Annotated in this window: 14 protein-coding genes; 8 read left to right on the top strand and 6 right to left on the bottom strand. The window is 59.4% G+C overall.

Features of this window, described 5'->3' with window-relative positions:
- Nucleotides 1–5: 5 nt before the first annotated feature.
- The 4 genes from glgA (at nt 6) to ASF69_RS00855 (ending at nt 5843) form a co-directional block, all read left to right on the top strand.
- On the top strand, nt 6–1445 hold the full coding sequence (gene glgA / locus ASF69_RS00870; RefSeq protein ID WP_062584416.1) for a glycogen synthase GlgA: 1440 nt from the start codon (nt 6–8) through the stop codon (nt 1443–1445).
- Nucleotides 1446–3077 carry an alpha-D-glucose phosphate-specific phosphoglucomutase gene (locus tag ASF69_RS00865; protein ID WP_062584415.1) on the top strand — a complete coding sequence of 544 codons (1632 nt, stop codon included), beginning with the start codon at nt 1446–1448 and terminating at the stop codon, nt 3075–3077.
- A 236-nt stretch (nt 3078–3313) separates the two neighbouring features.
- On the top strand, nt 3314–5263 hold the full coding sequence (gene glgX / locus ASF69_RS00860) for a glycogen debranching protein GlgX (RefSeq protein WP_062584414.1): 1950 nt from the start codon (nt 3314–3316) through the stop codon (nt 5261–5263).
- Between the two features lie 91 nt (nt 5264–5354).
- The gene (locus ASF69_RS00855; RefSeq protein WP_062584413.1) at nt 5355–5843 is read left to right on the top strand and encodes a MaoC family dehydratase; all 489 of its coding nucleotides are present in this window, start codon (nt 5355–5357) and stop codon (nt 5841–5843) included.
- A 77-nt stretch (nt 5844–5920) separates the two neighbouring features.
- On the opposite strand, the gene ASF69_RS00850 is transcribed toward ASF69_RS00855, so the two are convergent.
- Complete coding sequence (locus tag ASF69_RS00850; protein WP_062584412.1) at nt 5921–6211, bottom strand: hypothetical protein; 291 nt, start codon at nt 6209–6211, stop codon at nt 5921–5923.
- Nucleotides 6212–6511: 300 nt separating this feature from the next.
- On the opposite strand from ASF69_RS00850, the gene ASF69_RS00845 reads away from it, so the two are divergent.
- Together ASF69_RS00845 and ASF69_RS00840 are read left to right on the top strand one after the other, a co-directional pair.
- The gene (locus ASF69_RS00845; protein WP_062584411.1) at nt 6512–7882 is read left to right on the top strand and encodes an APC family permease; all 1371 of its coding nucleotides are present in this window, start codon (nt 6512–6514) and stop codon (nt 7880–7882) included.
- Nucleotides 7883–7968: 86 nt separating this feature from the next.
- A complete protein-coding gene (locus tag ASF69_RS00840) occupies nt 7969–8598 on the top strand; it encodes a LysE family translocator (protein WP_062584409.1) in 630 nt (209 codons plus the stop codon).
- A 57-nt stretch (nt 8599–8655) separates the two neighbouring features.
- Here the strand turns inward: ASF69_RS00840 and ASF69_RS00835 are convergent, their stop codons facing one another.
- From ASF69_RS00835 to ASF69_RS00815, 5 genes are read right to left on the bottom strand one after another with little or no spacing between them, the layout of a single operon-like run.
- Entirely contained in the window at nt 8656–9204 is a 549-nt protein-coding gene (locus ASF69_RS00835; RefSeq protein WP_062584407.1) for a sarcosine oxidase subunit gamma, read from the bottom strand.
- A complete protein-coding gene (locus ASF69_RS00830) occupies nt 9197–12154 on the bottom strand; it encodes a sarcosine oxidase subunit alpha (RefSeq protein WP_062584405.1) in 2958 nt (985 codons plus the stop codon). The genes ASF69_RS00835 and ASF69_RS00830 overlap by 8 nt, the downstream gene beginning before the upstream one ends.
- On the bottom strand, nt 12151–12465 hold the full coding sequence (locus ASF69_RS00825) for a sarcosine oxidase subunit delta (protein ID WP_062584403.1): 315 nt from the start codon (nt 12463–12465) through the stop codon (nt 12151–12153). The genes ASF69_RS00830 and ASF69_RS00825 overlap by 4 nt, the downstream gene beginning before the upstream one ends.
- A gap of 9 nt (nt 12466–12474) precedes the next feature.
- On the bottom strand, nt 12475–12879 hold the full coding sequence (locus ASF69_RS00820) for a hypothetical protein (RefSeq protein WP_062584401.1): 405 nt from the start codon (nt 12877–12879) through the stop codon (nt 12475–12477).
- Nucleotides 12879–14132, bottom strand: coding sequence for a sarcosine oxidase subunit beta family protein (locus ASF69_RS00815; protein WP_062584399.1), 1254 nt, complete (start codon nt 14130–14132; stop codon nt 12879–12881). The genes ASF69_RS00820 and ASF69_RS00815 overlap by 1 nt, the downstream gene beginning before the upstream one ends.
- Nucleotides 14133–14451: 319 nt before the next feature.
- Between ASF69_RS00815 and rpsU the strand changes: the two genes are divergently transcribed.
- On the top strand, nt 14452–14682 hold the full coding sequence (gene rpsU, locus ASF69_RS00810) for a 30S ribosomal protein S21 (RefSeq protein ID WP_045228355.1): 231 nt from the start codon (nt 14452–14454) through the stop codon (nt 14680–14682).
- Nucleotides 14683–14860: 178 nt separating this feature from the next.
- Entirely contained in the window at nt 14861–15685 is an 825-nt protein-coding gene (locus ASF69_RS00805) for a tetratricopeptide repeat protein (RefSeq protein WP_244475355.1), read from the top strand.
- The last annotated feature ends 94 nt before the right edge of the window (nt 15686–15779 follow it).

Here is a 15779-nt window from a genome sequence, read left to right as displayed (position 1 = left end):
ACCTCATGAATGTTCTTTCGGTTGCGTCCGAAATCTATCCACTCATCAAGACCGGGGGGCTCGCCGATGTTGCCGGCGCGCTGCCCATTACGCTCAAGACATTCGGCGTTACCACCCGTACGCTCATACCCGGTTATCCGGCTGTCAAATCCGTCGTCACGGATGCGGTCAAGATCGCGGAAATGAACCTTCTGGGTGAGCACGCCGATATTCTCGAGGCTCACCACGAGGGTCTGGATCTCCTGATCCTGGATGCGCCGAATTACTATGATCGCCCGGCCGGACCTTACCTCGATTCGACCGGCAAGGATTTCGACGACAACTGGAAGCGCTTTGCCGCGCTTTCGCTGGCGGCGGCGGAAATCGCCATCGGCAAGTTGCCGGGGTGGAAACCGGACCTGCTGCACGCCCATGACTGGCAGGCGGCCATGGCGCCGGTCTACATGCGCTATGCCGAAACACCCGAGATTCCAAGCATCCTGACCATCCACAACATTGCTTTCCAGGGGCAGTTTGGCGCCAATATCTTCAGCCAGCTCGGCCTTCCCGCCCATGCCTTCAGCACGGAAAGCATCGAATATTATAATGATGTCAGCTTCCTCAAGGGCGGCATCCAGACGTCAACGGCGATTACCACCGTCAGCCCCTCCTACGCCGAGGAAATCCTGACCCCGGAATTTGGCATGGGGCTGGATGGTGTCATTCGCAGCCGTGCCCATGTCATGCATGGCATCGTCAACGGCATCGATGCCGATGTCTGGAACCCGGCGACCGATCATCTGGTCAATCACAATTATTCGCAGGCCAACCTCAAGCTGCGTACGCTGAACAAGGCGGCTGTCGCCAGCCATTTCCGCATTGATCAGGACAACGGTCCGCTTTTCTGTGTCATATCCCGCCTCACCTGGCAGAAAGGCATCGACCTCGTCAGCGAAGTCGTGGACGACATCGTGGCCATGGGTGGGCGTCTCGTGGTGCTCGGCGCGGGCGAAATCTCGCTCGAAGGCGCCTTGCTTGCCGCTGCCTCGCGCCATCCGGGCCGTGTCGGTGTAGCAATCGGCTACAACGAGCCGCTATCGCATCTCATGCAGGCGGGCTGCGATGCCATCATCATCCCCTCGCGCTTCGAGCCCTGCGGACTGACGCAGCTCTATGCGCTTCGCTATGGCTGCATTCCCGTCGTTGCCCGCAATGGCGGCCTCAACGATACCGTCATCGACGCCAACCATGCCGCAATGGCGGCAAAGGTGGCGACCGGTGTGCAGTTCTCATCCATCACCGCCGAAGGTCTGCGACACGCCATTCGCCGCACGGTTCGCTTTTACGCCGAGCCGAAACTGTGGACGCAGATGCAAAAGCAGGGCATGAAATCTGATGTTTCCTGGGAAAAGAGTGCCGGCCTTTACGCCGAGCTTTACGCCCAACTTATTTCGAAAGGCCAATAAATGACGATCAACACCGTCCAGACCACACCCTTCCAGGATCAGAAGCCGGGCACCTCGGGTCTTCGCAAGAAGGTGCCGGTTTTCGCTCAGGAAAATTACGCCGAAAACTTCATCCAGTCGATCTTCGACAGCCTGGAAGGCTTTGAGGGTCAGACGCTGGTGATCGGCGGCGACGGTCGCTACTACAACCGTGAAGTCATTCAGAAGGCCATCAAGATGGCCGCTGCCGCTGGCTTCGGCAAGGTCATGGTCGGTCAGGGCGGCATTCTGTCGACGCCTGCTGCTTCCAACATCATCCGGAAATACAAGGCATTCGGCGGTATTGTCCTGTCTGCAAGCCACAATCCGGGCGGGCCGAACGAAGATTTCGGCATCAAGTACAATATCGGCAATGGCGGTCCTGCACCGGAAAAGATCACCGATGCGATCTTTGCCCGCACCAAGACAATCGACAGCTACCGCATCTCGGATGCTGCCGATGTCGATCTGGATGCCATCGGCACTGCAAAGGTCGATGATATGGTGGTCGAGATCGTTGATCCCGTCGCCGATTATGCGACCTTGATGGAAGAACTGTTCGATTTCCCCGCCATTCGCGCGCTGATCGCGGGCGGCTTCAAGGTCGTGGTCGACTCGATGAGCGCGGTCACCGGCCCTTATGCGGTCGAGATCATCGAAAAGCGCCTGGGCGCGCCTGCGGGCTCTGTGCGCAACCCGGTTCCCCTGCCTGATTTTGGCGGCCACCACCCGGACCCGAACCTTGTCCATGCCAAGGAAATGTATGACGATGTGATGAGCGCCGATGGCCCTGATTTCGGCGCGGCTTCAGATGGTGACGGCGACCGCAACATGGTCGTTGGAAAGGGCATGTTCGTCACGCCATCCGACAGCCTGGCCATCATTGCCGCCAATGCCACTCTGGCGCCGGGCTACGCATCCGGCATTGCGGGCATTGCCCGCTCCATGCCGACCAGTGCCGCCGCAGACCGCGTGGCCGAAAAGCTCGGCATCGGCATGTTTGAGACGCCGACCGGCTGGAAATTCTTTGGCAACCTGCTGGATGCCGGCAAGGTAACCATCTGCGGTGAAGAAAGCTTCGGCACCGGCTCCAACCACGTGCGCGAAAAGGATGGCCTCTGGGCCGTGCTGTTCTGGCTGAACATTGTGGCAAGCCGCAAGGAAAGCGTGAAGGACATCGTCACCAGGCACTGGGCCGAATATGGCCGCAATTACTATTCGCGCCACGACTATGAAGAAGTTGATAGCGATGCAGCCAACACGCTGGTGTCCATCCTGCGCGAAAAGCTGGCAACCCTGCCCGGCACCACCTATGGCGCGCTGAAAGTGAAGGCGGCAGACGACTTCGCCTATAACGACCCGGTCGACCAGTCCGTCAGCAAGAACCAGGGCATCCGCATCCTCTTCGAAGGCGGCTCTCGCATCGTCCTGCGCCTGTCCGGCACCGGCACGGCGGGCGCGACCCTGCGCCTTTACGTGGAACGCTACGAGAAGGACCCTTCGCGACACAACATCGAAACACAGGAGGCACTGGCCGATCTGATTTCGGCAGCCGACGCGATTGCTGGCATCAAGAAGCACACGGGGCGCGATGCGCCAACCGTGATTACGTGATGCATTGAGTTACGGTCAGCGCAGTGGGTGGGCCTCCGTCCGCCTCTGCCCTGCCCTATGCTGTACCTCTCCCACAGCAAGAACATCGGCAAGACGCCGCGACTGAGTTCATATTGAAGGGTGGAGCGGGGCGAAAGCTATCCACGATTTGAATCTCCCTTGCTCGCGGGGGTAGATGCCCGGCAGGGCACAGGCACAAGCCCCACCCAAAAACCATAAAGACGAACGGACACATCATGCCCCCCACCGTTTCCCCATCAGGCGCCGTTCCCACGGCAAACGGCACGGCATTTTCTGTCTATTCCCGCCACGCCTCGCAGATCGACCTCTGCCTTTTCGACGCCACCGGCAACATTGAGACTGCGCGCCTGCCCATGCAGCGCACTGAAAAAGACATCCACGTCGTCACAACCGATGCCCCCATCGGCACCCGCTACGGCTTTCGCGCTCATGGCGTCTACGCACCTGATCACGGCCTGTGGTTCGATCCGTCGAAACTCCTGCTCGACCCCTATGCCACGCAGATCGACCGGCCTTTCACGCAGGAACCTGCCCTTTTTGCCTTCGGAGCGGAAACGGCGCATATCGTGCCGAAAGCCATCGTCTCGCAGTACCAGCCGGTCAAACGCCTTCCTCCGCTTTTTTCGCCAACCGGCCTGATCTATGAAGTCGCCGTAAGGCCTTTCACCATCCTGCACCCGGATGTTCCAGACAGCATCAAGGGAACGGTCGCGGCCCTCGCTCACCCCGCCATCATTGCGCATCTCAAAACCATTGGTGTCGATGCGATCGAGCTGATGCCCATCACCGCCTGGATCGATGAGCGCCATCTGCCCCCGCTCGGCCTTACCAATGGCTGGGGTTATAACCCCGTTGGCTTCATGGCGCTTGATCCGCGCCTGTGCCCCGGCGGCGTGGAAGAATTGCGCGATACGGTTGCCACACTGCGCGAAGCAGGCATCGGCGTCATTCTCGATCTCGTGTTCAACCACACAGGCGAAAGCGACCGCTTCGGCACGACGCTCTCCCTGCGCGGCCTGGACAATCTCAGCTATTACCGCCACCTGCCGGATGACCCCGGAACGCTGGTCAATGATACCGGCACCGGTAATACCGTGGCCTGCGACCATCCGCAGGTTCGCCAACTGGTTATCGATACGTTGCGACACTTCGTGGCCCATGCGGGCGTAGATGGTTTCCGCTTCGATCTCGCCCCCATTCTCGCCCGCACGGCAGCGGGCTTTGACGCCGCCAGCGAAACCCTTGCCGCGATCCATGCCGACCCATTGCTGCATGACCGCATCATGATCGCCGAACCCTGGGATATCGGCCCCGGCGGCTACCAACTCGGCAATTTTCCTGAAAACTTTTTCGAATGGAACGACCGCGCACGGGATGATCTGCGTCGCTACTGGCGCGGCGATGCCTGCACGACCGGCACACTGGCCGATGCGCTGGCCGGTTCCTCCGCCATCTTTTCGCGCCACAACCGAACCGCCACCCGCAGCGTCAACTTCCTTGCCGCGCATGATGGCTTTACGCTGCATGATCTCGTCTCCCACGAGACCAAGCACAATGAAGCAAACGGCGAAGACAATCGCGACGGGCACAATGAGAACTATTCCTGGAACAACGGCCAGGAGGGCGAAACCGATGATGCCGCTATCCTTGCTGCGCGCATCGATGACGTAAAGGCGCTCCTTTCCACCCTGTTCGTGACGCGTGGCACCATCATGCTGACGGCGGGAGATGAGGGTGGCCGCAGCCAGCGGGGCAACAACAATGCCTATTGCCAGGACAATGACATCACGTTTGTGGATTGGGCGGGCCTTTCGCCTGACCTGATCGACCACACCGCATTTCTGTCTGCCCTGCGAAGGCGTTTCGACGTCTTTCAGGAAACCGCGTTCTTCTCTCCCCACACGAAGGATGTCGAGTGGCTGTCGCCAACGGGTCTGCCCATGACGTTGGAGGACTGGCAAAGACCAGAGGGAACGCCGCTTGCCATGGTGCTGAAAACCAATGACCGGGAAACCGGTGAGGACGTGCGTCTTGCCATTCTCTTCAACCGCACGCGCGAGGTCGTGCCCTTCCAGCTTCCGGGCGCGTGGCAGCCGCTGGGTACGGATTTTGGCAACCCCGCCTTCCTGCCCGCACGGTCAGTGGTTTTTTACCTTCAGACATGAATATTGCACTGCAAAAAGGCAATTGTTCTTTCATCAGAGGGATGTAAGCTTCACCCGCTGATACCAGCCTTCAACCACGTCGCGAGGAACCATGTCCAAGGAAATCTCTCTGGCCGAGGTCAAAGGTCTTGTCGGTACCGAAGTCGGAACATCGGACTGGATTACGGTCGACCAGGCCATGATCGATGCCTTTGCCAATGCAACCCTGGATGACCAGTTCATCCACACAGATCCTGAGCGGGCGAAAGCCGAAAGCCCCTTTGGCGGCACCATCGCCCACGGCTTCCTCACGGTGTCGCTGCTGTCTGCGATGAATTACAGTGCCCTGCCCAAGATCCGCGAACAGACCATGGGCATCAATTACGGCTTCGAAAAGCTCCACTTCGTCACGCCGGTCAAAAGCGGTGCCCGCATTCGCGGTCATTTCACGCTGGCCGAGGCCCGCTTTCGCGGTGCAGCCATGCTGATGAACACCTATGACGTGACGGTGGAAATCGAAAACGAGAAAAAACCAGCGCTGACAGCCCGCTGGACCACCATCAGCCAGTTCAACCCGGACGACCGACCGGAGGATGATTGAACCGTAAGCCTGATATCAGGCAGACGCGTAAGGTGATGTGGCTCCGCTGTCTCATGAAACGAACGGAGCCGTTTCTATCAGGCAGATTTCTGCTTCTTTCGCAGGGAAACGAACACCAACAGGCCAGCAATCAAGCCATAGAGCGCCCATTTCATCGGAAGAACATCTGCCGTTTCGCTGCGAATGGGCAGGACGGTGACGGTGCCAGGGCGCGACTCGACGCCAGGCTTGCCCTGCGCCTTCGCCTCGGCAATCTCCTGGGGCGAGACGACCCATTCTGCGCCTCTCGTCTTGTCATAGGCCATGAACCCGCCACCGACGACAACAGCGACGACGGCTGCAGCCAGGATGTTTTTCGTGTTCGACATGGTGATACTCCTGCTTATTCTGCGTCTGCAAATTGCAGACATCATTCTTTCATCGAGCGAGAGGGCTTCACTTTGCCCTTGCTCCTGATGCTGTGGCGCTTGCGGTGCATGATCTATCACTGCATGCGTCACAACAGGCGCTTGGCCCGCGCCAGCAATAAGCAGGTTGGGCCAGGAAAACCAGTCCACATTTAAATGATTGTTAATACAGCAAACTTGCGAGTACCGCCGCATGCCACTGTCGCGGGAACCTCTGCTTTTGCTCTGCGTTCAATACCACACGCTTGAGGGGGAACGTCCATGGCAACACCGGTAACGCAGCCGATTGATTCAGCAGAGCCGAAAACTGAACTTAAACGCGTAATCGGCCCGGGGCTTCTGCTCCTGTTCATCGTCGGTGATATTCTCGGGACCGGCATCTACGCGCTAACGGGTCAGGTGGCCGCAAAAGTCGGCGGCGTTGTCTGGCTTCCCTTCCTCATTGCTTTCGGCGTGGCGCTGCTCACCGCCTGCTCCTATCTGGAGCTCGTCACCAAATACCCGAAGGCCGCAGGTGCTGCACTTTACACCCATAAGGCGTTCGGCGTGCACTTCATCACCTTCCTTGTGGCTTTCACCGTCATGTCGTCAGGCGTCACCTCTGCCGCCACGGCATCACGCGCCTTTGCCGCCAATTTCACGACAGTCACCGGCTTTGATTTCGGTGCCTTCGGCGTCACCGGGGTCGCCATCGCCTTCATCGCCGCCATCGGGCTCATCAATTTTCGCGGGGTGGGCGAAAGCGTGAAGATGAATGTGGTGCTGACAGTCGTTGAACTGACAGGCCTGCTCATCATCATCGGCATCGGTTTCTGGGCCATCGGCAACGGTCAGGGCGATGTCTCACGCGTCTGGACGTTCGAGCCTGCTGGCGATACCGGCGTCATGTGGTCGGTCGTTGCCGCCACCACGCTTGCCTTCTTCGCCATGGTCGGTTTCGAGGATTCGGTCAATATGGCCGAGGAGTGCAAGCAACCGGCCCGCATCTTCCCGAAGGTGCTGCTGGGCGGCCTTGCGATCACAGGCGTCATCTACATTCTGGTCGCCATCTCGGCCATCACTCTGGTTCCCGCAGCCGAGCTTGGCGAAGGCGAAACGCCCCTGCTGAAGGTGGTAGCCGCCGGTGCGCCCAACTTCCCCATCGGTATTTTCGGCATCATCACCATGTTTGCTGTCGCCAATTCCGCACTCATCAACATGATGATGGCCAGCCGCCTGATCTATGGCATGAGCCGCGAGAACGTGCTGCCGCCAGCACTCGGCAAGGTGCACAAGGCGCGCCAGACGCCATACATCGCCATCGTCTTCACATCCATCATCGCCATTGGCCTCATCGCCTTTGCGGGCGGCGTGCCAGCACTGGGTGGCACCACGGCGCTGCTGCTGCTGGGCGTCTTCACCATCGTCAACATCGCGGTGCTGGTACTGCGCAAGGACAAGGTGGCGCACAAGCATTTCCGCACCCCGACAATCGTCCCCATCATTGGCGCGGCCAGCTGCTTCTTCCTCGTGGGACCATGGACAGGCCGCGACCCGGTGCAGTATTCCATCGCAGGCGTGCTGCTCTTCATCGGCGTGCTGCTATGGCTCGCAACCATCAGCTTCATGAAGATGCAGCGTAAAGCAGTTTAAAGAACGCAAATACGCCGTGGGCATGGTTGCATTCCATACCCACGGTGATAAATCGGAATTCCGGCTCCCATTTCAAAGGAAATTCCATGCCGGACTTCTCCACCCTCATGCTGTTCTCTGCCGCCGCAGTCGTGCTGACGGCAACGCCTGGTCCTGATATGCTGCTGATTGCATCACGCAGTGTCAGCCAAGGCCGCTCAGCCGGTTTTCTCACCTATGCGGGAATAGCAGCGGGCACATATTGCCACGCAATCGCTGCAGCCCTTGGTCTGTCCCAGCTGTTTGTGACTGTGCCCCTTGCCTATGAGATCGTACGCTGGGCGGGATGCGCCTACCTGCTCTATCTCGCGTATAAGACAATTCGTTCGAAAAGTTCAGCCTTTGCCCCATCGGCGGGTCTTAAAAGACTGTCGGGAAAACGCATCTTCAGCGAGGGTCTGGCGACCAACATCCTCAACCCGAAAATGGCACTGTTCGTGCTGGCTCTCTTCCCGCAATTCATCGATCCGAATGGCTCCATGCTGATCCAGACCGTGGCCCTCGCCAGCATCCTGAATGGCATAGGGTTTCTGGTGAATGGTGCGGTCATTCTGCTGGGCACCAGCATCCGTCACCGGCTCTCCGCAGTCAGCCGTTTTCCGAAGCTGCCGCAATATTTGCTGGCGAGCGTATTTACCGGCTTGGCATGCCGTCTGGCATTGGGAAGCAGACCTTGAGAAAATATGTCAGGCCGAGCGTAACCTCTGCCTGACGCTTGTCGGCAACAAAACGCCTCAGGCGTCCCGCGCGCCCTCTTCCAGCAAGCCGAACACATAGTCCGCAAAAGACCGCCAGCACTCCACCCGGAACGTATCTTCCGTAACCCGCAAAAGCACCACTTCAGCCTTACCGAACAGCGTGCGCGAGCAAGCTCCAACAGGGAAGGCTTCGAGCGAGAGATCCTGCGGGCAGCCCGCGTTCAGTGTGGCTTCCGCACCGTCTCCAGAGACTGTCATGGCCACGTTGCGGTGAGAAACGTCGGTGGCGGAGTGGGCGGCGGTAACGCTTGCGCAGGCTTCCATCAGGTTGCTTTCGCCCTGATCGATCACAAGCCATTCGTCCGGCCCGAGCCAGAGTGCGGCGCGAAGGCCTGATGTGGTGGAGGTCTTGGGCGTCTGCGGCAGGCTGATGTCCAGCGCCTGCGAGAGCTCTGTCACCGCATCGGCCTTGGCGCGCAGCGAAAGCCTGTAGGCGGGCGCCGCAACCTTGATCGAAACATTGGCGGAACCGGCGCGAGCGCCTTCCAGAACCAGTGTGCGGTTTGCCACTATGAGATCAGCCATTGATACGGCCCCCTTCCTTGTCGAAGAACACCATATCCGTCACCTCAACAGCAATCGTCTTGTCCGCGAGCGGAATGTAAAGCGTTTCACCCATCCGCGCCCGGCCACCGGCCACCAGCCCGAAGGCGATGGAGCGTCCGAGATTTTCAGACCAGTAGGATGATGTGACGTGGCCCAGCATCGTCATCGGCTTTGGCTGGTTGGGATCGGCCACGATCTGCCCACCCTCTTCCGGCACGTCATGCGGATTTTTCGGCAGAAGGCCCACAAGCTGCTTGCGTCCTTCCCGCGTCAGATCAGGGCGCTGCAAACCGCGAATACCGACGAAATCCGTCTTCTTCTTGGAAACCGCCCAGCCAAGCCCCGCATCGTCAGGCGTCACGGTCCCATCCGTATCCTGACCGACGATGATATAGCCCTTCTCGGCACGCAGAATATGCATGGTTTCCGTGCCATAAAGGCAACCGCCCACGGCTTCAGCCCGCTGCGCAATTTCCTTCCAGACCGCTGAGCCGAAATCGGCGGGAACGTTGATTTCAAAACCGAGCTCGCCGGTGAACGAAACGCGGAACAGTCGCGTCGGCACGCCGCATATCGTCCCCTCGGCAATGGCCATATGCGGGAAGGCTTCGGGCGAAAGATCGATGCCCTCGACCAGCGGCGCAATCACCTCACGTGCCTTCGGTCCCTGCACGGCAATCACGGCCCATTGTTCGGTGGCCGATGTCAGCCACACATTCAGCTCCGGGAACTCCGTCTGGAGATAGTCTTCCATATGGTGCAGCACGCGCGGCGCACCGCCGGTCGTCGTCGTCACATGGAAACGGTCTTCGGCCAGACGCCCGACAACGCCGTCATCGTAGACGAAGCCGTCTTCACGGGTCATGATGCCATAGCGGCAGCGGCCGGGTTTCAGCGTGTCCCAGGCATTGGTGTAGAGCAGGTTGAGGAACTTGGCTGCATCCGGCCCGACAACCTCGATCTTGCCCAGTGTTGACGCATCGAACACGCCCACCGTTTCGCGCACCGTCCTGCATTCGCGGTTCACGGCCTGGTGCATGTCCTCGCCAGCACGCGGGTAGAACCACGCACGCTTCCAGTTGCCCACATCCTCAAAAGCGGCCCCGGCTGCCTCTTCCAGCGCATGCATCGGCGTCTTGCGGGCGGGGTCGAACAGCTTGCCTCTGGAATGACCAACCAGCGTACCGAACGTCACAGGCGTATAGGGCGCGCGGAAGGTCGTCAGACCCACCGTCGGCAGCGGGCGGCCCAAGGCTTCGGACGCGATTGCCAGACCATGCATGTTGGACATCTTGCCCTGATCGGACGCCATGCCATTGGTGGTGAAGCGCTTGATATGCTCAATGGAATGCATGCCTTCGCGCACCGCAAGGCGGATATCCTTGGCGCAGACATCGTGCTGGAAATCGATGAAGGCCTTGACATTGTCGCGTTCGCCCGCGCCTTCGGCAGCACCAATCATGCCGCCGGTCCACGCATGCGCGTTGCTGGCGGAAAACTCCACCCCTCCACCGCCAGCACTCGCCGCCTCGGCAATCAGAGCGCCGAGGTCATCCGTGCCGTTGCAGGCACCGATCGAAACGCAGTCCTGCACATGCACATCGGGTAGAAAACGCTGGTTTTCCGCGTCATATTTGAGCTTGCCGCGAGATTGCGAGAAGAGATGCACCGATGGCGTCCAGCCTGCGGAAACGATGAGCGCATCCACCTTGATCTTGCGCTTGGATGGCCCGCCATTGCGACCAACCGTCATGGAGGAAACCCGCAGACGCCCCGCCGTATCATAAACGCTATGACCCGCCAGCACCTCGATGCCCAGCGCGCGCGCCTCATCCAGAAGCTTCGTATCCGGGTTGGCGCGGCAATCCACGATGGCGGCAATGGCGACGCCAGCCCGCTTGAGGTCAAACGCCGTCTCATAGGCCGAGTCATGCGCCGTATAGACACCGACATTGTGGCCAACGGCCACGCCGTAATGGTTGAGATAGGTGCGCGCAGCCGATGCCAGCATAATGCCGGGGCGGTCATTATTGGCAAACACCATGTGCCGCTCGATCGCGCCCGTCGCCAGCACAACCTTTTTGGCCCGCACCTGCCACAGGCGTTCGCGTGGCTCGTGGCCCGGTGTGGCCAGATGGTCGGTCACGCGCTCGGCCAGGCCGATGAAATTGTGGTTGTAATAGCCGAACACGGTCGTGCGCTGCAAAACCTGCACATTCGGCATGGCTTTCAACTCGGCCAAGACCTTCTGCGCCCAGTCATAGCCGTTGAGGTCATCTATGGTCGCGCCGGTATCGAACCGCAGCGCACCGCCAATATCGGCATTCTCATCAACCAGCATGACCTTCGCGCCGGTCTTTGCGGCGGAAAGCGCTGCCGTCAAACCGGCCACGCCACCGCCTGCCACCAGCACGTCGCAATGGGCGAAACGGCTGGCATAATGGTCATTGTCACCTTCCTTCGGCGCGCTGCCCAGGCCCGCTGCACGGCGGATGATCGGCTCATAGAGCTTGTCCCAGGCAGCCTTCGGCCACATGAAGGTCTTGTAGTAGAAGCCCGCCACAAACATGGGCGAGAAGACATCATTGATCGCTCCCACGTCGAAGGAGAGCGATGGAAAGCGGTTCTGCGACGAGACAATCGCGCCATCGAACACTTCCTGCACCGTGGCGCGCACATTCGGTTGCTTGCGGCTGCTGTCTCGGGAAACATCGATCAGCGCATTCGGCTCTTCCGGCCCGGCGGACAAGAACCCGCGAGGACGGTGATATTTGAACGAGCGGCCAATCAGATGCACGCCATCGGCCAGAAGTGCGGAGGCAACGGTGTCGCCCTGCAATGCCGTGTGGATCTTGCCATCGAAGGTAAAGCGCGCGGTGCGCGCAGGCGTCAGGCGGCCAGCGCCTTTGATACGGTAAGCGCCGCTCATCGTGCCGCTCCTTCACTTGCCGCCATGATCGTCGCCTCATCCGGCTTCGGCTCACCGGCCTTGTAGGTCAGATGGATCTTGTCAGTCACGGAATGGCGCGCCGCATTGAAGAAGCGCCCGCAGCCGTGAATATGCCGCCAGCGTTCGAACACCATGCCCTTGTCATTGTCGCGCATGAAGAAATACTCGGAAAATTCCTCATCGGAAATTCCAGCAATATTTTCGGGCCGCGCAATATGCGCCTCACCCGCCCAGCGGAACTCCAGCTCGGAACGCTCATCTTCACAATAGGGACAACGGATCAACAGCATGGTATTGCCTCAAAGAGAGCTTTCCGGAACGATGGTTCCGGCGGGTTGGTCACACAGGCGCTTTCCCATGGTGATATAGGGATAAAGCCTGTTCATCAGTTCATCGACGGTCGTGAAGTCGCGGAAAACCTTGGTCTTGCCGAGATTGACAACGGCCATCATCATGGGGTTGATGTTGAGAACAACAGGCTCCTCCTGCCCGCCATCCTCCTTTTCCGCCACAAAATAGACAGCCTTGTCGCCAATCACGGGCGCGCAGAGCAAAATTCCCTCATTCGCCGCAAAGGGCCAGCCGGTTTCACCCTGCGCCTTGCGGATCGTCTGCATACGGAAATCTCCCACCTCGGGCACAAGCTTGCTGACCTGCAGAGGCGCAGTTGCCACAACAGCCGCAAGAAGTGCACCCGGCATCATCAATGCGCCACCGCCGCAGCAGCCGCCTCATCGATCAGCCGTCCCGTGCGGAAGCGATCCAGCGTCAGCCCCGCTGCCAACGGGTGCGGCTCGCCACGTGCGATCAGATGCGCAAACAGATGTGCAGACCCCGGCGTCGCCTTGAAGCCGCCCGTGCCCCAACCGCAATTGAGGAAGAGGTTCGGCACCGGCGTCAGGCTCTGAATGGCGGAGCGGTCGGGCGTGTTGTCGGTAATACCGCCCCATTGCCGCATCATCTTCACCCGGCGGAAAATCGGGAACAGTTCGCAGATCGCATCGAGCGTGTGGGTGATGATCTGCAAACCGCCGGTCTGGGAATAGGAATTATACTGGTCCGTGCCCGCGCCGATCACTAGCTCGCCCTTATCGGATTGCGAAATATAGGCATGCACCGTGTTGGACATGACCACGCAGGGGAAAATCGGCTTGAGCGGCTCCGAAACCAGCGCCTGCAACGGGTTGGAGGCAAGCGGCACCCGCACATCGGCCATCTTCATGACGACGGAAGAATGGCCCGCCGCCGAAACGCCGATCTTCTTGGCACCGATAAAGCCCCTGTTCGTCTCAACACCCGTCACCGCACCGTCAGGCCCGCGCCGGATGGCGGTCACTTCACAGTTCTGGATCACATGCACGCCACGGTCGGATGCCGCACGCGCATAACCCCAGTTGACCGCATCATGCCGCGCCGTGCCGCCACGGCGCTGGAGGGCCGCGCCATTGATGGCATAACGGGCATTGGCGGAAATATCGAGCGGCGGACAGTAGGCCGTCGCCTGTTCCGGCGTCAGCCATTCATTGTCGATGCCATAGAGCCTGTTGGCATTGATATGGCGCTTGAAGCTCTGCTGGTCATGCACATTGTGCGACAGCATCATCACGCCACGCGCCGAATACATCACATTATAATTGAGATCCTGGCTCAAGCCTTCCCACAGCTTCAGGGAATGCTCGTAAATATCCATGCTCTCTTCATAGAGATAATTGGAGCGGATGATGGTGGTGTTGCGCCCGCTGTTGCCGCCGCCAATCCACCCCTTTTCCAGCACCGCAATATTGGTAATGCCGTGCTCTTTGGCCAGATAATAGGCCGCACCCAGCCCATGCCCGCCACCGCCAATGATAATGACATCATAGGCTGCCCGTGGTTCGGGAGAGGCCCATTGCGCATCCCAGCCCTTGTGCCCGCGCAAAGCCTCACGAGCGACGGCGAAGACCGAATATTTGCGCATTGGCAATCCACTCCTTAAATACCGGTCGGGAAACCCGGCTCCATAGTCTTCCGGCAGAACCTTACACATGGCAAATGAAATAGAGCGGGAATGTTCATTTTGCGACGTGCCGACATAAAGTATCGACATGGGCGCTCGGAATGCTTCAAAGCTCGCTTTTTAGGGGGTCTTGCACAGTTAACGTCTGGACTTCGCAAAAATGATCTGATATTGCACGTCACCAATCGCGCGGCCACACGGCCAACCGAACGATTTTTTGTTTGCTTGCGAATGCCATTATTCACACGGCAAAATAACCAACCAAAGGAACGGGATTCACGTGCAGGTACTAGTCCGCGACAACAACGTTGATCAGGCGCTTCGCGCTCTCAAGAAGAAGATGCAGCGCGAAGGCATTTTCCGCGAAATGAAGATGCGTGATTACTACGAAAAGCCATCTCAGAAGCGCGCACGCGAAAAGGCTGAAGCCGTTCGCCGCGTTCGCAAGCTGGCACGCAAGCGCATGCAGCGCGAAGGTCTGATTGCTGGCCCGCGCGCTCCGGCACGCTGATAGGCCGTCTTTTCGACGTTTTTGAATGCTTTTGGGGCGGGGGCGAATTTTTCGCCGCCGCTCTTTGAGTTTATGACCGTGGAACCGGCTTGTTAAAGGGAACCCATATCGCATGAACGCTGTTGATACCCGTGATTCCAGAAATCCGTTTTCAAGCGGTGTATCCCAGAGAGATAAAATGCGGTTTCGTTCCCCCTTGATCCTGTGCGGCGTCATTGCTGCGCTGTCCGGTTGCGCTACAAGCTCCCAGACCAATGACGTCTTCCAGCTGGATCGTGCCCAGGGCTCGGCGGAAAACATCACCTCTCTGACATCGGTCATCAACGCCAATCCACAGGATCCCGAAGGCTATAACGTTCGCGGCTCCGCCTATGGACGCGCCGGTGACAGCAAGCGCGCCATCGCGGATTTCGAGCGGGCCCTGCAGCTCAATCCGCGCTTTTATCAGGCCTACGCCAACCGCGCGCTCGTCTACCGCAACATGGGCCAGCAGCAGCAGGCGCTTCAGGATTACAACAGCGCGCTGCAGATCAACCCCAGCTACGACGTGGCTTTGATCGGCCGAGGCAATCTTTATCGCCAGACCGGCCGCGTCAACGAAGCCTTCAACGACTTCTCCGCCGCCATCAATCTCGACACCACCGATGGACGCGCATGGCACAATCGCGGCCTGATCTATCAGCTTCGCAACCAGCACGCACAGGCCATCGAGGACTTCTCCAAGGCCATCTCGCTGTCGCCCAACTCGCCAGAGCCCTATAATGGTCGCGGCATCTCCTATGTCGCGCTGAACGACGATGAAAACGCCTTTGCAGACTTCAACCATGCGATTGCGCTGAACGGCGATCTGGCAGAATCCTGGGCGAACCAGGCGCTGGTCTATGAGCGCCGTGGCGAAAGGGACAAGGCCGCGAAATCCTACGGCCACGCCGCCCGGCTCGACCCGAAATACAAGCCTGCCGTTGATGGCGTTGCCCGCACCCGCGGCGCCAGCGCATCCTGAGGCACGTTTCCCTCACCACATCGAAGCCGGGCATGTCCCGGCTTTTTTCATGTCCGCTGTCGATGGAAACCGCAGCCTGACATTGGTCCTTCAC

This window comes from Rhizobium sp. Leaf311 (assembly GCF_001423445.1).
Classification (GTDB): domain Bacteria; phylum Pseudomonadota; class Alphaproteobacteria; order Rhizobiales; family Rhizobiaceae; genus Agrobacterium.
This window is presented reverse-complemented; position numbering and strand designations above follow the sequence as displayed.